The sequence below is a fragment of the Aeromonas sp. FDAARGOS 1407 genome, from assembly GCF_019048725.1.
Classification (GTDB): domain Bacteria; phylum Pseudomonadota; class Gammaproteobacteria; order Enterobacterales; family Aeromonadaceae; genus Aeromonas; species Aeromonas enteropelogenes.
Genome location: NZ_CP077399.1, coordinates 3,007,988 through 3,024,002 on the forward strand (window position 1 = coordinate 3,007,988; position 16,015 = coordinate 3,024,002).

At 60.0% G+C, this 16,015-nt stretch carries 12 protein-coding genes; 6 read left to right on the forward strand and 6 right to left on the reverse strand.

All coding sequences use genetic code 11. The features are described 5' to 3' along the window. Positions 1 to 17 precede the first annotated feature (17 nt). The 3 genes from serC (at position 18) to aroG (ending at position 3,804) form a co-directional block, all read left to right on the forward strand. The gene (serC, locus tag I6L37_RS14325; RefSeq protein WP_216992183.1) at positions 18 to 1,106 is read left to right on the forward strand and encodes a 3-phosphoserine/phosphohydroxythreonine transaminase; all 1,089 of its coding nucleotides are present in this window, start codon (positions 18 to 20) and stop codon (positions 1,104 to 1,106) included. A 164-nt stretch (positions 1,107 to 1,270) separates the two neighbouring features. Beyond that, entirely contained in the window at positions 1,271 to 2,554 is a 1,284-nt protein-coding gene (gene aroA, locus I6L37_RS14330) for a 3-phosphoshikimate 1-carboxyvinyltransferase (protein WP_216992184.1), read from the forward strand. 194 nt (positions 2,555 to 2,748) lie between these two features. After that, the gene (gene aroG / locus I6L37_RS14335; protein WP_216992185.1) at positions 2,749 to 3,804 is read left to right on the forward strand and encodes a 3-deoxy-7-phosphoheptulonate synthase AroG; all 1,056 of its coding nucleotides are present in this window, start codon (positions 2,749 to 2,751) and stop codon (positions 3,802 to 3,804) included. A gap of 95 nt (positions 3,805 to 3,899) precedes the next feature. On the opposite strand, the gene I6L37_RS14340 is transcribed toward aroG, so the two are convergent. Next, positions 3,900 to 5,495 carry a methyl-accepting chemotaxis protein gene (locus I6L37_RS14340; protein WP_216992186.1) on the reverse strand — a complete coding sequence of 532 codons (1,596 nt, stop codon included), beginning with the start codon at positions 5,493 to 5,495 and terminating at the stop codon, positions 3,900 to 3,902. Between the two features lie 262 nt (positions 5,496 to 5,757). Here I6L37_RS14340 and hutW point away from each other — a divergent pair, with 262 nt between their 5' ends. Next, a complete protein-coding gene (hutW, locus tag I6L37_RS14345; protein ID WP_216992187.1) occupies positions 5,758 to 7,134 on the forward strand; it encodes a heme anaerobic degradation radical SAM methyltransferase ChuW/HutW in 1,377 nt (458 codons plus the stop codon). An 86-nt stretch (positions 7,135 to 7,220) separates the two neighbouring features. Here hutW and I6L37_RS14350 read toward each other — a convergent pair whose 3' ends face one another. Continuing rightward, positions 7,221 to 8,612: a DEAD/DEAH box helicase gene (locus I6L37_RS14350; RefSeq protein ID WP_216992188.1), complete on the reverse strand. Its 1,392-nt coding sequence runs from the start codon at positions 8,610 to 8,612 to the stop codon at positions 7,221 to 7,223. Positions 8,613 to 8,774: 162 nt separating this feature from the next. Further along, a complete protein-coding gene (locus I6L37_RS14355; RefSeq protein ID WP_216992189.1) occupies positions 8,775 to 9,251 on the reverse strand; it encodes a glutathione peroxidase in 477 nt (158 codons plus the stop codon). Positions 9,252 to 9,541: 290 nt separating this feature from the next. On the opposite strand from I6L37_RS14355, the gene I6L37_RS14360 reads away from it, so the two are divergent. Then, on the forward strand, positions 9,542 to 10,150 hold the full coding sequence (locus I6L37_RS14360) for a 2OG-Fe(II) oxygenase (RefSeq protein WP_216992190.1): 609 nt from the start codon (positions 9,542 to 9,544) through the stop codon (positions 10,148 to 10,150). Between the two features lie 201 nt (positions 10,151 to 10,351). Next, the gene (locus tag I6L37_RS14365) at positions 10,352 to 11,341 is read left to right on the forward strand and encodes a D-alanine--D-alanine ligase (RefSeq protein ID WP_042029184.1); all 990 of its coding nucleotides are present in this window, start codon (positions 10,352 to 10,354) and stop codon (positions 11,339 to 11,341) included. A 109-nt stretch (positions 11,342 to 11,450) separates the two neighbouring features. Here I6L37_RS14365 and xseA read toward each other — a convergent pair whose 3' ends face one another. From xseA to I6L37_RS14380, 3 genes are all read right to left on the reverse strand, one after another. Further along, entirely contained in the window at positions 11,451 to 12,818 is a 1,368-nt protein-coding gene (gene xseA / locus I6L37_RS14370; RefSeq protein WP_216992191.1) for an exodeoxyribonuclease VII large subunit, read from the reverse strand. 283 nt (positions 12,819 to 13,101) lie between these two features. Next, a complete protein-coding gene (locus tag I6L37_RS14375) occupies positions 13,102 to 14,637 on the reverse strand; it encodes an EAL domain-containing protein (RefSeq protein ID WP_216992192.1) in 1,536 nt (511 codons plus the stop codon). A gap of 286 nt (positions 14,638 to 14,923) precedes the next feature. After that, positions 14,924 to 15,841, reverse strand: coding sequence for an IS5 family transposase (locus I6L37_RS14380; RefSeq protein WP_216992193.1), 918 nt, complete (start codon positions 15,839 to 15,841; stop codon positions 14,924 to 14,926). Positions 15,842 to 16,015 lie beyond the last annotated feature (174 nt).

The following is a 16,015-nucleotide window of genomic DNA, read 5'->3' on the forward strand; positions in this document are numbered from 1 at the left end:
CATTCACGGAAAGCGTCATGAGCAAACAGATTTACAACTTCTGCGCCGGCCCCGCCATGTTGCCGGTCGAAGTCATGGAGCGCGCCCAGCGCGAATTTTGTAATTTTCAGGGGCTGGGAGCCTCGGTCATGGAGCTGTCCCACCGCGGCAAGCCCTACATGGCAGTCGCCGAGAAAGCCGAAGCAGACTTGCGCGAGCTGCTGGCGGTACCGGACAACTACAAGGTGCTGTTCATGCACGGCGGCGGTCGCGGCCAGTTCTCCGCCGTGCCAATGAACCTCTTGGGTGGTGCCAACAAGAAGGCTGACTTTCTGCTGACCGGCGTCTGGTCCCAGAGCGCCGTGGATGAGGCCAAAAAGTATGGCGACATCCAGACCTATCAGGGGGTTGCCAAGAATGAGCAGGGGATTAGCCAGCTGCTGCCGACCCCGGCGTTTCGCGCCGATGCGGCCTATGTGCACTACTGCCCGAACGAAACCATCGACGGCATCGAGATGTTCGACATCCCGGCCACCGGCGACGTGCCGCTGGTAGCGGATCTCTCCTCCACCATCCTCTCCCGTCCCCTTGATGTGAGCCGTTTTGGCATCATCTATGCCGGCGCCCAGAAGAACATTGGCCCCTCGGGCTTGGCGATTGCCATCGTGCGCGACGATCTGCTGAGCCAGGCGCGCGCCGATGTGCCCTCGATTTTCGATTACCAGCTCACCGCCAAGAACGACTCCATGTTCAACACCCCGCCCACCTATGCCTGGTATCTGGCTGGTCTGGTGTTCGAGTGGCTGAAAGAGCAGGGCGGCCTGGCGGCCATGGAAGCGCGCAACAAGGAGAAGGCCGATTTCCTCTACGACTATCTCGATCAGTCGAGCTTCTATGGCAACCAGGTGGATGCCAGCTGCCGCTCTCGCATGAACATCCCGTTCCAGCTGAAAAATGCCGAACTGGACAAGCTGTTCCTGGCCGAATCGGAAGCGGCTGGCCTGCTGGCGCTCAAGGGCCATCGCATTGTCGGTGGCATGCGTGCCAGCCTCTACAACGCCATGCCGCTGGAAGGGGTCAAGGCGCTGGTCAGCTTCATGGACGGCTTTGCCAAGCGCCACGGCTGAGTTTTCCCTGCTGATGTCAGACGCCGGGCCGAGCCCGGCGTCTTTTTCTGCTTGTCCTGAATGCGGCGCCCGCCGCCATATTTACCCCGAAAGTACCCTTGCCGAGCTGGGCGCGGGCTGTTAACGTCCGGACAGGTGTTTTTTTGAGATAGTACAGGAAGTCTATGAATTCGTTGCGTCTGGAACCCATTTCCCGTGTGGCTGGCGAGGTTAATCTGCCCGGCTCCAAGAGCGTCTCCAACCGGGCTCTGCTGCTGGCAGCCCTGGCTCGCGGCACCACCCGTCTGACCAATCTGCTCGACAGCGATGATATCCGCCACATGTTGGCGGCGCTGACCCAGCTCGGCGTCAAATACAAGCTCTCTGCCGACAAGACCGAGTGCACCGTACATGGTTTGGGTCGCAGCTTTGCGGTGAAAGAGCCGGTCAATCTGTTCCTTGGCAATGCAGGCACCGCCATGCGTCCCTTGTGTGCGGCCTTGTGCCTCGGTTCCGGGGAGTACACCCTGGGGGGCGAGCCGCGCATGGAAGAGCGTCCCATCGGCCATCTGGTGGATGCCCTGCGCGAGGCGGGCGCCCATATCCAGTACCTGAAAAAAGACGGCTATCCGCCCCTGGTGGTAGATGCCAAGGGGCTCTGGGGTGGTGACGTGCACGTGGATGGCTCCGTCTCCAGCCAGTTCCTGACCGCCTTTTTGATGGCGGCGCCCATGGCGGCCGGTGACACCCGCATTCACATCAAGGGGGAGCTGGTCTCCAAGCCCTACATCGACATCACCCTGCACATCATGAAGCAGTTCGGGGTGGTCATCGAACACGACAACTACAAGGTGTTCTACATCAAGGGCAACCAAACCTATGTCAGCCCGGGCGACTTCCTGGTGGAAGGGGATGCCTCCAGCGCCTCCTACTTCCTCGCGGCAGGCGCCATCAAGGGTAAGGTACGGGTCACCGGCATTGGCAAGCACAGCATCCAGGGCGACATTCACTTTGCCGACGTGCTGGAGAAGATGGGGGCCCGCATCACCTGGGGCGATGACTTCATCGAGGCCGAGCAGGGGACGTTGCACGGGGTTGACATGGACATGAACCACATCCCGGATGCGGCCATGACCATCGCCGTGGCGGCGCTGTTTGCCGAGGGGCCCACCTCCATTCGCAACATTTACAACTGGCGGGTGAAGGAGACCGACCGTCTGCACGCCATGGCCACCGAGCTGCGCAAGCTGGGTGTTGATGTGGAGGAAGGGCACGACTTTATCACGGTGACCCCGGCGGCCCAACTCAACCATGCGGCGATCGATACCTACAACGATCACCGCATCGCCATGTGCTTCTCCCTGGTGGCACTGTCGGATACGCCGGTGACCATCAATGATCCCAAGTGCACCTCGAAGACCTTCCCGGATTACTTCGACAAGCTGGCCAGCATCAGTCAGCATGACTGATTGATTTGTACCCGTGAGGCCCGCCATTGTGCGGGCCTTGTTGTCTTTGGTATTCGCGGTAGCACCATTTCAGTAACTTGCAAGATTGCTTGGTGAAATAGTTTTGCTATCGATGTAATTTTCTATTTACACCGCCTCTGTCGAGGGCTAGATTGAAGTTTCATTATCGCAGTCATCTAGCAGGAAGCCTTGTCATGCAGCATCAAACCGACGACGTTCGTATCAGTGAAATCAAAGAGTTATTGCCCCCGGTTGCGGTGCTTGAGAAGTTTCCGGCCACCGAGACCGCATCAAATACGGTGTTTGAATCTCGCCAGGCCATTCACCGCATTCTGACCGGTGACGATGATCGCCTGCTGGTGGTGATCGGTCCTTGCTCCATCCACGATCCGGTCGCGGCGCTGGAATACGGCAAGCGCCTCAAGGCGCTGCGCGACGAGCTCAAAGATCAGCTCGAGATCGTGATGCGGGTCTATTTCGAGAAGCCGCGCACCACTGTGGGCTGGAAGGGGCTCATCAACGACCCCTACCTCGACAACAGCTGCCAGATCAACGACGGCCTGCGCCTGGGACGCAAATTGCTGCTGGATCTCAACGACATGGGGCTGCCGACCGCCTCCGAGTTCCTCGACATGATCACTCCGCAATACGTGGCCGATCTGATGAGCTGGGGCGCCATCGGGGCGCGCACCACCGAATCCCAGGTGCATCGCGAGCTGGCCTCCGGGCTCTCCTGCCCGGTGGGCTTCAAGAACGGTACCGACGGCACCATCAAGGTGGCTATCGACGCCATCGGCGCCGCCAGCGCGCCGCACCACTTCCTGTCGGTGACCAAGTACGGTCACTCCGCCATCGTGGCGACCGCCGGTAACCCGGATTGCCACATCATTCTGCGCGGTGGCCGCGAGCCGAACTACAGCGCCGGCCATGTCAGCGAGGTGGTGAAGGGGCTGGAGAAGGCGGGGCTGCCGCAGAAGGTGATGATCGATTTCAGCCACGCCAACAGCAGCAAGCAGTTCAAGAACCAGATGCTGGTAGCCGAGGACGTGGCAGGTCAGCTGCGTGCCGGTAGCAAGGCGGTGTTCGGCGTCATGGTGGAGAGCCATCTGGTGGAAGGGCGCCAGGATCTGGTGGACGGGTGTGAGCTCACCTTCGGCCAGAGCATCACGGACGCCTGTATCGGCTGGGCCGACACCGAGAGCCTGCTGCGCAACCTGGCCGATGCGGTAGCCACCCGCAATGCAGGCTGATCTGTACCTCTGGCGCTTGCCGGTTCTTTCTTGGCAAGCACCAAGGCAATAAAAAAGCGCGACCCGGGTCGCGCTTTTTGCTGTCTGTCATCGGGCTACCAGCGGTAGGTCTTGAGCAACTGCTCCAGCGTCTTGCACTGCTCGACCAGCTGGCGGCTGGCCAGGTTGGCGGCATGGGCCTGGCCCAGGGTGTCGTTGGCGCTGTTGCGAATGTCGCTCACCGAGCGATCGACCTCGCTGCAGACCCTGTCCTGCTCTTCGGCGGATTGCGCCATCTGGGCATTGAGATCATTGATGCTGGCGATGCGCCCAATGATGTTCTGCATGGCCGCCAGGGTGGCCTCGGTCTTGTGAATGCTCTCGTCGGCCTTGGCTTTTGCATCCCCGATCACCACAACGGCGCTCTGCGCCTCTTTTTGCAGGGCGGCGATCATCTGGGAGATCTCCTCGCTGGCGGCGCGGCTGCGGTTGGAGAGGGCCCGCACCTCGTCCGCCACCACCGCAAAGCCGCGTCCCTGCTCGCCGGCACGGGCCGCCTCGATGGCGGCGTTGAGGGCCAGCAGATTGGTCTGATCGGCGATCCCCTTGATCACCTCCAGCACGCCGTCGACGGCGAGGCAGCGGTTGTCGAGCTGCTGGATCACTTTGTCGACTCGCTCTATCTCCTCCGACATCTCGTCCATATCGGTGATGGAGCGCTGGGCGAGGCGGCTGGTCTCGGCGGCATCCTGATTGGTGAGGGCGGAGAGCTCGGCGCTCTTGCGGGCATGTTCGCGTACCTCATGGGAGCTGGCGGCCAGCTCGCTCACGGCGGCGGCCACCTGGGTGGTCATGCTCTCCTGCTGACGGGCCGCTCCTTCGGTGCGGGTCGCGACCTCGCTTATCTGGTTTGACTCCTGATAGAGCTGTTGGGTGGCACTCTCGACGGATTGCAGGCTGTGGCGAAACCCCTGCACCATGTCGCTGACGGCGCGGGTCATCTGGCCCAGCTCATCCTGGCTGCGATTGATAAGGGGGAGGGAGAGATCCCGCTCCTTGGCCATGCGGGTCATATTGAGCTGCAGATGACGAACCGGGCGCTTGATGTAGCGCTGCAGCACCCACCAGAGCAGGCCAAAGCCGAGGCTGAACACGGCGGCCAGGCTGCCGCTCAGGATCAGGTTGTTGCGATGGATTTCACTGAAGGTATGACTGAGATCGTAACTGATCCGCACCGCCCCCATGACGGTTCCCTCCGCCACCTGGTGGCAGGTGGTGCACTGGGTACCGCGATACTCCTTGTAGGCCTTGAAGGGTTTTATCAGGGTGAGCTGGTTGCCCTGTTGCTCGAAGATGACCTCGCCCTGCTTGATGGCGCGCTCATCCAGCGTATCCGCGATTTTCTGATCCGGATGACCCGCTCCGAACAGATCGCTCACGGCGGGGGCGCGAATGACCCTGGCCTCGACGATACCCTGTTCGCTCTTGAGCTTGGTCTGAACTATCTGTCGATTGGCCATGCCTCCCGTCATCATCAGGACGTTGAGCTGATCCATGTAGGTGTTGGCGGCGCTCTCCACTTTCTCACCCGCCAGTCGGATGGCGAGATCCCGCTGCAACCAGGCGGAGAGTTCAAAACTGAGGGCAAATGTGCAGCCGATGACCAAGGTGAGGGGGAGGAACATTTTCCAGTTGAGAGACAGGTTTTGCATCGTTGGCAGAGTCCATGCACAGGTAAGCGATCGTCAATGATTGGCATCTTTCCCCGATGAATCATGGTCGAGAGGGGGAGATGACTTTCTATCGGCACACCCTACCTCATCTTGAGTAACTTATCTGTTAATTGGATCGACATTAGCAGTTAATGACAGGTAGCAAATCAGGGCTCTCTGACCCTGAGTTGATCCAGCACAAACTTGAAGTTAATTGATAGTGGTTATCATTTGTGTTATTTCAGATGGTAATCCTGCAACGATGACAAGCGATCTGACGCCAACCATGATCGGCATGGCGACTCCCGATCCCCTTAAATTTGCCTTCAGTGGCAAAACTTCGGCCCATGCCAGCCGGGGCGGTGTGCGCCCCGTGTCCATCGACGAAGCCGCCTGGCAAGCCTGGTGGCAACAAGAGAGTGAAGCCGACGAGCGGGCCCTTTACATCCACATTCCTTTTTGTCGCAAGCGCTGCAGCTTTTGCAATTTCTTTGAAAATGGCGCCAATCCGGCGCGCATGAGCCGTTACATGGCGGCCCTGTGTGCCAGCCTAAACGCGGCTGCCGAGACTCCGTTGGGCCAAAGCAAACCTTTCTCTGCCGTCTATGTGGGCGGGGGCACCCCCACCGATATGGCGGTCGAGGATCTGGCCCGGCTGGCCAATGCCATTGGGCGCTTTCCGTTGACCCCGGATGTGGAGGTGACCCTGGAGGGGCGTCTCAACGGGTTTGACGAGGCCAAGTGGCAGATAGCTCTGGCAGGGGGCTTCAACCGTTTCTCGTTTGGCGTACAGAGTTTTGATACCGGCGTGCGCCAGCAGGCGGCCCGTTTTGATGACAGGGAGACCCTGCTGCGCCGACTCGGCGAGCTGACTCGGGACGATGCGGCCGTGATCGTGGCCGACCTTATCTTCGGTCTGCCCGGGCAGGATGACGAGGTATGGCGCCAGGACATCCGCGACGTGATGGCAAGCGCAGTGCACGGGGTGGATCTCTACCAGCTCATCGCCATGCAGGGCACCAATCTCGAGCGGGCCGAGGCGAAGGGCAAGCTGGGCTGGTCGGCCGATGGCCAGCAGCGGGCCGCCATGTATGCCTATGGCGCCCGGGTGTTGGAGCAGGGGGGCTGGCAGCGGCTCTCCTGTTGCCACTGGCGGCGCAGCAACGCAGAGCAAAGCCGCTACAACCAGATGGCCAAGCGCGGGGCCGAGATCCTCCCCTTTGGCGCGGGCGCGGGGGGCAACATTCATGGTCACGGGGTGATGAATGGCCGCAGTCTTGACGGTTGGCACGACGCACTGGCCAAGGGCGAGCGGGCCCCAGGTATGGTGATGAGTCGCAATCCCGACGCCCGGATAGACGGACTGCTGCGAGGTGCCCTCGATCGCGGTTGGCTGGCCCTGGCGAGCCTGCCTGCGCCGCTGCGTGCACATCTGCAGCCGCTGTTTGAGGGGTGGCAGCGAAACGGGCTGGCCAGCTTGACGGACGAGCGGTTGGTACTGACTCTGGCCGGGCGCTTCTGGAACGTCAATTTGCAGGCGGGGCTGTTCGAGTTTTTGCAGCATCGCCCGCTCGATGGTAGCCAGATTGCACGTCATCCAGGCAAGCATCCCGGTAGCGTGCGCCATTCGCTGGTGTAGGGGCCTTTGCCCGATCGCCAGAAAGCACAAAGGGAGCCGAACTGGCTCCCTTTGTTTGACTCAGCAGCATGGCAACGCGGGACGAATTACTCGTCGTCGCTCTCCTGATAGCTGTCCCGCTGGGCTTTGGGCAGGCGGCGCATGGGGGCAAACCCGACGTCCTCGCCCACCACTTCCCGCTTGCGAGACTTGTTTTGAGGAGACTGAGCGGGCTTCTTGCTGCCATCGCCCTTGGCTTTGCCTGCGGCGGGTTTGCCCTTGCCACCCTTGGCATTGGCGCCGTCACGGGCACGCGGCGGGTTTTGTACCGGCTTGCTGCCGGGCAGAGTCTGGCGGCTTGGTTTGCCACTGGGTTCGTACCCGTCGAGGATCTCCACTTGCAAGGACTGGCCAATCAGGGATTCGATGGCCTTGAGCTGGCCCAGCTCGTCCTGGCTCACCAGGGAGATGGCCTCGCCGTCGCGACCGGCGCGACCGGTACGGCCGATGCGGTGGATGTAGTCCTCCGCCATCTGGGGCAATTCAAAGTTGATCACATGGGGCAGCTGATCGATGTCGAGGCCACGGGCGGCGATGTCGGTGGCGACCAGCACCCGCACCTTGCCTTCACGAAAATCGGCCAGCGCCCGGTTGCGGGCACCCTGGCTCTTGTCGCCGTGGATGGCGACGGTATCCAGGCCATCTTTTTGCATCTGGTGGGCGAGCCTGTCGGCAATCTGCTTGGTGCGTACGAACACCAATACCCGTTGCCAGTTGCCGCGGCCGATCATGTGGGAGAGCAGCTCGCGGCGCCGTTCCCGGTCGACCTGGATAATGCGCTGGGTCACCTGCTCGGCGGCGGTGTTGCTGGGGTCGACCTCGATCAGGGTCGGGTCGTTCAGCAGATCGTCTGCCAGCGCCTTGATCTCATCCGAGAAGGTGGCGGAGAAGAGCAGGGTCTGCCGCTCGGCGGGCAGCGCCTTCATGATGCGGCGGATGTCGTGGATAAAGCCCATGTCGAGCATGCGATCCGCCTCATCCAGCACCAGCACTTCCAGCTCGTTCAGGGTCAGAGCGCCCTGGGTCAGCAGATCCAGCAATCGGCCCGGGGTAGCTACCAGGATATCGATGCCAAGCTTGATGGCGTCCAGATTGGGCTTGATGCTGACGCCGCCGTAGGCGATCAGGGTACGAAACGGCAGGTGATGGGCATATTTGATGATGCTCTCGCCCACCTGGGCTGCGAGCTCGCGAGTCGGGGTCAGCACCAGGGCGCGTACCTGACGGCGGCCACGACCATGGTTAGCCAGCAGGCGCTGGAGCATGGGCAGGGTGAAGCCGGCCGTTTTGCCTGTGCCTGTCTGGGCGCCGCCGAGCACATCCTGACCGGCCAGAATGGCCGGAATGGCTTGTTGCTGGATGGGGGTTGGCTGTTCGTAACCCAGCTCCTTGACGGCCCGCAGGATGTGCGGAGACAGACCCAGTTCATTGAATGACATGTTCGAGAGAAACTCCTCTGGTGAGCACCTGGCTCAACGGATGGCCGGTGCCTTGGCACCCGCCACAAGATAGAAACGATAACGGGGGCGCAATATAGCAGAAGTGCGGCCGCTGCGCAGTAGCTGTCGCACCGGCCGTCATGCCAAGCAGGCAGGTAGGCGTCAGAGCAGAGCGCGGATTTGCTCGGTCAGGCTCTCCGGCTTGGTGGTGGGGGCGAATCGGTCCACCACGTTTCCATCCCGGTCGATCAGGAACTTGGTGAAGTTCCACTTGATGTTTTCCAGCCCGAGCAAGCCCGGCTTTTCTCTCTTCAACCACTGGTAGAAGGGGTGGGCCTGCTCGCCGTTGACCTCGCACTTGGCCATGATGGGGAATGTGACCGGATAGTCGAGGGAACAGAAGCGGGCGATCTCCTCGGCATCTCCCGGCTCCTGCTGGCCAAACTGGTTGCAGGGAAAGCCCAGGATCTCCAACCCGGCCGGGCCCAGATCCAGATAGAGGGCCTCGAGCCCGGTGTACTGGGGGGTAAAGCCGCAGCGGCTGGCGACATTGACCACCAGGATCACCTTGCCCGCCAGCTGTACCAGCGGGTAGGGGCTGCCGTCGAGGCGTTGCAGAGTAAGGTCGGGCAGGGGCATGGCATCTTCCTTGTGTGGACTGCAAACCGGAATGGGGATTACGGTATCGGGTGGCTCTGTCTGGGGCAAGTGGCTGCACCGGGCGGCGCCGAGGCATGCGGCCGTTATCACATTTTTGGCACTGGCCTTGAGTCGATGCGGGGCGGGATCACAACCGGCGCGAAAAAGGCGCGCGAAATCCGGCAGATCACGTATTGAGGATGGGACTTCTCAAGATAAGCAAACCGGTTTGTGCGCCAGCCGGGAAGTCGCTAAAAAGCGCTCTCTTTTCCACTTGTTGCGAGTCAATCTTGGACTATCAAGCCGTCATGGATGCCATTTACACCCGGGGGTGGGTGATAGTGGATGATTTTTTAACCGCCGCCGAGGTGGATACCCTCAAGGCCTGTCTGCCAGACGAGTGGCAACCGGCGGGCATAGGGCGCGAGGCGCAGCATCAGGGCAACCGAGACATTCGCCGAGATCAGATCCACTGGCTGGAGCCTTCCCTTGGCGCGCCCGTGGCCGATTACCTCGCCCGGATGGAGTCCTTGCGTCTGGCTGCCAATCGCATGCTGATGCTGGGGCTGTTCGATTACGAGGCCCACTTTGCCCGCTATCGCAGCGGCGATTTTTATGCCACCCATCGCGACGCCTTCGCCGGTCGCTCCAACCGGCGGCTCACCTCTGTCTTTTATCTCAACAACGATTGGCAGCCAGAGGCGGGCGGGGTGCTGCGAATGTATGACAACGACGAGCAGTTGCTGATGGATGTCTCGCCCAAGGGGGGGCGGCTGGTGCTGTTTTTATCCGAAGAGTTCCCCCACGAGGTGTTGCCCGCCAATCGCGAGCGCTTCAGCATCGCCGGCTGGTTTCGGGTCAATGGCAACGGCGTGGGCCGGGTCGACCCGCCGCGTTGAGCTCTTTTTCCCCATTTTTGACACATGGCCGCTTTTTTGCGGCCCCAAAGGGGGCAGTGACGGCCCCATCAGCTGACAAGGCTTTGTCTCCCTTGCTACACTGGCGCGCACTTATGTTCGTATCTGGCTTCGTCCGGTTTTTAATGCGACTGGATTTTAAATGGTGATGGCGAAGCCGCTTTTCCCAAGGGATCACATCTAATGAAGAACATGCATGTCTTGCTGCTGTGCGGCGGCGGTGGCTCAGAGCACGAAGTCTCTCTGCGCAGCGCCAATTTCCTCGAAAAACAACTCGGCCTGTTGCCTGGTGTCGAAGTGACCCGGGTCGAGATGTTTGCCGACCGCTGGCTCAGTGCCGATGGTCGCGAGTGCAAGCTGGGGCTGGACAAGCTGCTCTCGTTTGACAGCGTGGCCCGTCCGGTGGATTACGTGGTGCCCTGCATTCACGGCTACCCGGGCGAGACCGGTGATCTGCAATCCTTCCTGGAGCTGGCCGGCCTCCCTTATCTGGGTTGCGATGCCGAGGCGAGCAAGATCTGCTTCAACAAGATCAGCACCAAGCTGTGGCTCTCCGCTCTCGGTATCCCCAATACCCCCTATCTGTTTTTGACCGAACAGAACGAGGCGAGCCTGGCCGAGGCCAAGGCAGCCTTGGCCAAGTGGGGCAAGGTCTTTATCAAGGCCGCTTCCCAGGGCTCTTCCGTGGGGTGCTACTCCGCCAGCAACGAAGCCGACCTGGTGCAGGGCATCAAGGACGCCTTCGGTTACTCCGAGCAGGTATTGATCGAAAAAGCGGTCAAGCCGCGGGAGCTGGAAGTGGCGGTGTACCAGTACGGTGACGAGTTGGTGGCCACCTATCCTGGCGAGATCTGCGTGCCGCAGGACAAGTTCTACACCTATGAAGAGAAGTACAGCAACGCGAGCCACACCGAGACTGCCCTGCGTGCCGAAGGGTTGACCCAGGCGCAGGCTGACGCCATCCACGAGTACGCCCTCAAGGCATTCCGTCAGCTCAACCTGACCCACCTCTCTCGCGTTGACTTCTTCCTGACCGAAGAGGGGGAGATCCTGCTCAACGAGATCAACACCTTCCCGGGCATGACCTCCATCTCCATGTTCCCGAAACTGCTGGAACATCACGGTCACAACTTTGCCCACTATCTTGAGCAGATCCTGCGCAAGGCCAGCTAAGGCAAACGCCACGCTCACCAAAATAAACATCCCCGCCAACCGGCGGGGATTTTTTTTATCTGATAACTGACGGCGCAAGCTTCGCGCGAAAACTCGTCAGTGGCGGGGATTACCCCTCTGTCTTCTCGACCCGCACCTGCAAGCGGCCTTGTGCCAGGGTGGTGACCAGGCTATCCCCTGCGCTCACCTGGGCGGCGTTGCTAATCACCTCGCCGCGTGGGGTGCGGGTGATGGAGTAACCGCGCCCCAGGGTGGCGAGCGGGCTCACCCCGTCGAGACGGGCAGTGAGCATGGCGAGGCGATGGCTCGCCAGATCCCGGCGCTTGGCGATCAGCGTATGGAGGCGTTCCTCGGCCAACTGGTGGCGGCGCTTGCCGGCGGCCAGCAGCCGCTCCGGACTCTTGCCCTGCAGGCGCAGCTCGAGGCTGGCAAGCCGCCGTTCCCCCTGATGCAGGCGCTGGCGCAGCAGTTGCTGCAAACGGGCGGAGAGCTCGTCGAGGCGTTGGGATTGCTGTTCCAGCCGCCGCTTGGGATCCTGATGGTCGAGCCGCTTTTGCAGCAGGATGAAATCGTGGCGGGACGCAGTCTGCTGGCGGTTTATGGCCTGCACCAGCCGCTGCCTGAGATGAACGAGGCGCTGGGCGCGGGCACTTTGGTCGGGCGCCACCAGTTCGGCGGCGGCCGACGGAGTGGGGGCGCGCAGGTCGGCGGCAAAGTCGCTGATGGTCACATCCACCTCATGACCCACAGCGCTGATCACGGGAATGGCGGAGCGGGCGATCGCCCGGGCGACGGCCTCTTCGTTGAAGCACCAGAGATCTTCAAGGGAGCCGCCACCGCGACCGACGATCAGCACATCTACCTCGGCGCGGCGATTGGCCAGGGCAATCGCAGAGACGATCTGACTGGTGGCGGCGCTCCCCTGAACCTGGGTCGGGTAGATAAAGACCGGCAGATCCGGCGCGCGGCGCTTCAAGACTGTCAGCATGTCGTGCAGGGCGGCGCCGGTGGCGGAGGTGACCAGCCCCACGGCGCGCGGCTCGCGGGGGAGTGGCCGTTTGCGGCCCTCGTCAAACAGCCCCTCGGCGCCAAGGCGGCGCTTGAGCTCTTCAAAGCGCAGGGCCAGCACGCCATCTCCGGCGGGTTGCATCGATTCAATGATGAGCTGGTAGTCGCCGCGCGGTTCATAGAGGGAGACCCGCGCCTGCACCAAAACCTGCATGCCGTCTTGCGGGCGAAACGCCACCCGCCGGTTGTTGCCCTTGAACATGGCGCAGCGCACCTGGGCGCTGAGATCCTTCAACGAAAAATACCAGTGGCCCGAGCTTGGCATCGCCAGGTTGGAGAGCTCCCCGGTCAGCCACACCAGCCCCAGATCCTGCTCCAGGATCATGCGCACGGCGCTGTTGAGGCGGGTAACGGTAAAGACCTGCTGCTCGCGGCCATTGGCCGCACTGGATGGGCTAAATCGGTTCAAGGGGGATCCTGTGATTATCTCAGGCCGGGCCAGAGGGAAAACAATGGTGGCTATCTTAACCTGAAACGGCCGCCGGGAGGAGCAAGAGGGGCCTTGTGCCGTGCAAATCAAGGGGGATTGGTCGCCTGTTTGCCCCCTGTTGAGCAAGGGGCATCACAAACAATATTGGTAAACGCGGCGCTGCGGAAGGGGGGAACAGGGTTTACCCCGGTGGTGGGAGGGTGCAAAAGAGCAGGTGCGGCGTGTCAGCAGAGGCTGGTCACGCCGCCGGGTCTGGTGGCCCTTATATCGCCTCTACTGTTTCACCCTGATGGTCGGGTACGCGCCATTTCAGCACCTCATCCAGCGGCATGGGCTTGGCAAACACATAACCCTGGATCAGATAGACTCCATGCTCGGTGAGATAGTCCAGTTGCGCCTGATTCTCGACTCCCTCGGCGATCATCTCCATTTTGGATTGATGGCCAAAGGCGATGATGGCGTCGAGCACATTGCGCTTGAGATCCGAGGTGCCGATGGTATCGATAAACATCTTGTCTATCTTGATGCTGCGTATCCCCAGTTGCTGCAAATAGGCAAAGCCGCCATAACCGGTGCCGAAATCATCGATCTTGAAGTGATACCCCCGCAGCCCCAGATTGGCCATTTCACGAGCCGCATGCTTGACGTCCGAAATGGGCAGGCGTTCGGTGAGCTCGAAGGTCAGACGGTCGGGATCGGGCCAGCGCAATTGTTTGAGCATGTCCTGCAGATGGGTCTGCTGCTCGACATGGGCGGCAACCAGATTGACGCTGACCCAGTGGGAGTCGGGCAGTTTTTTGAGATCCTCCACGATCTGGCGCACCATCTGGGTCGTCATCGGCAGGATCAGTCCCTGGTTTTCCGAATATTCGATAAACATCCCAGGAGAAATAAAGGTATCGCCCCGGCGCCAGCGCAATAATGCCTCATAACCCACGACTTCATTATTCCGGCTATCGACGATGGGTTGATAGAAAGGAATAAATTCTCCTCTGGTCAGCCCCATTTTCAGTAATCCATCGAGAGAGTTTCGATAATTTCTCAGGGTCCAGTAGCCACCTACCAGCAGAAGGCCAAAGAGCAACGAAAATATCAGGCCATAATAGTAAACCTGCTGGCTGGCATAATAACGAAGTTCGTTGCCCCCCCAGATAGTCTGTTTGACTTTGTTGTATTCGTCGTAATCGGTCAGCGAGAGCGGATTGGGCTGCTGGGTGATGGCTTTATTACCGCGAGGCAATAACAGCTGCTCCATTATAGCGCCATTATCGCGGCGAAATTCCACATAGAAGCAATCCTCGCAGGGGACTGCCAATAATTCATTGGCCCAGCTGTTGTTCAATACCCAATAAGCCAGATTGCCGGCCTGCCTGGAATAGATCAGCACCTCGGGTTCACTGTTGGCAGAATGTTGGGTCGTTGCAAAATGAAGTGTCGCAGCCTGATCACTCTCCTGGACGTCGGTCAGCACGGGCAAATCAAACCCCAGGGTCGAACAGCCACCTCCCTGGCTCGGATGCAGGCCGGCGAGGCGGATATGGCGACTGTAATAATCAGGATTGCGCAGCAGGGCGACATCTTCCGGTCCACAGTCAAACTTGAAGTGGGAAAGCTGGGCCAGAATGTTCTGCTCCAGGTTCTTGTTGCGCTCCAGCTGGTATTCCAATAGCTCCTGGCTCTTGGTCTTCAGCAGATGATAGGAGACGAAGGAGGTCAACAGGGGATTGAGTAGCAATACGAGCAGGACCGGGGTGAGCAAGAGTCCAAGGCATATCCAGACAGACGTGAATCGCGACATACATAACCTTCCTGGTAATCGAGCCAAAACGAGATGGCACAGCTGTCATCACAGACCTAGTTGTATCACGTTGGATCATCGCCCGGCAGCGAATTTTTCCTGTGAATGTGATGCCGGGCGAAGAGAGAGTGGAAGCGCCGTAACGTAACACTTTTTACCGCATGTTTATGTTGGTCCAACGAGGCTTAAAGGCCATCAAACCCATCATTATTATGTTTATTATCATATAGGGCGTTGTTTCCCAAATCAGCCAGAAAGTCATGACTTCGCCTGCCCTGGGTGACCGCTACACTCGGGGCTGTCTGACAGGTAGTTCCAGGGTATTCAGTTTGTTTATGGCGCTGACATACGCCATGACTTCTCCCACCTGACCATTGTAGTTACGCAGACTGATTTTCCCCGTCAGCAACTGCTTGAACCGATACATCGCCGTCTCTGCCAGCGAGCGACGGTGATACCCCGATATCTTCTTCCAGTGCGCCAGCCCTTCCTTGCGCATCACCAGCACAGCGTCATTTCTTGGGTGTCCCTTTTTCCATAACCCCGCGCTCTTGCGAGGCGGGATACAAGCTGTCGCCCCTTTGCGCGAGATAAGCTGATGGCTGGCTTTGCTGTCATAGGCGCCATCTGCATAAACTCGTCCCAGCTTGCGCCGCAGTGGATTGAGCAAGGTCGGCAACACCTCGGCATCATGGACATTTTCCAATGACACCTCCGCTGCCACGATATCGTGGGTTACCGGGTCTACTGCCAGATGCAACTTGCGCCAGACTCGCCGCTTCTCAGCGCCGTGTTTTCTGACCTTCCACTCGCCTTCACCAAACACCTTCAGCCCGGTTGAGTCGATAACCAAGTCGGTAATGCGTCCCTTTGGGGGCTGTCGATAGGCCACTGTCACCGTACGTGCTCGCTTGCTGACACAGCTATAGTCCGGTGCGCACAACGGCACATTCATCAGCTCGAACAGGGAGTCGAGTAGTCCCTGAGTGGCCCGCAGAGTGAGGTTGAAAATCCCCTTGAGCATCAGGAAGGTACAGATGGTCTGGTCAGTGTAAAGCTGGCAGCGGCCCCGCCGCCCATGATGGTCGTGGTGAAACCAGTTGCTCATGGCCTCGGCATCAACCCAGAAGGTGAGTGAACCACGATTAATCAACGACTTGTTGTATTTAGGCCAGTTGGTGATGGGGTGAAGCGACGTGCTCATGATGCAGACTTGAAGAGGATGGTGGTGATCAGATCACCAAGTCCTCAGTTAGTTCCACTCAAGCTTCATCGATTTGGGCAACAACGCCATCATATAGCGTCGTCGCCTATTTACTGCCTGACGAGAGCCATCTCGTTGAATGAAGTGATGTTGTGTCATTGAGGTTGGGAAGGA

Excerpts from the sequence above, each read along its gene's own strand:
- serC (WP_216992183.1), top strand. The coding sequence starts at position 18 with ATGAGCAAACAGATTTACAACTTCTGCGCCGGCCCCGCCATGTTGCCG.
- hutW (WP_216992187.1), top strand. The coding sequence starts at position 5,758 with ATGACAAGCGATCTGACGCCAACCATGATCGGCATGGCGACTCCCGAT.
- I6L37_RS14380 (WP_216992193.1), bottom strand. The coding sequence starts at position 15,841 with ATGAGCACGTCGCTTCACCCCATCACCAACTGGCCTAAATACAACAAG.
- I6L37_RS14365 (WP_042029184.1), top strand. The coding sequence starts at position 10,352 with ATGAAGAACATGCATGTCTTGCTGCTGTGCGGCGGCGGTGGCTCAGAG.
- I6L37_RS14375 (WP_216992192.1), bottom strand. The coding sequence starts at position 14,637 with ATGTCGCGATTCACGTCTGTCTGGATATGCCTTGGACTCTTGCTCACC.
- I6L37_RS14340 (WP_216992186.1), bottom strand. The coding sequence starts at position 5,495 with ATGCAAAACCTGTCTCTCAACTGGAAAATGTTCCTCCCCCTCACCTTG.
- I6L37_RS14355 (WP_216992189.1), bottom strand. The coding sequence starts at position 9,251 with ATGCCCCTGCCCGACCTTACTCTGCAACGCCTCGACGGCAGCCCCTAC.
- aroG (WP_216992185.1), top strand. The coding sequence starts at position 2,749 with ATGCAGCATCAAACCGACGACGTTCGTATCAGTGAAATCAAAGAGTTA.
- I6L37_RS14350 (WP_216992188.1), bottom strand. The coding sequence starts at position 8,612 with ATGTCATTCAATGAACTGGGTCTGTCTCCGCACATCCTGCGGGCCGTC.
- aroA (WP_216992184.1), top strand. The coding sequence starts at position 1,271 with ATGAATTCGTTGCGTCTGGAACCCATTTCCCGTGTGGCTGGCGAGGTT.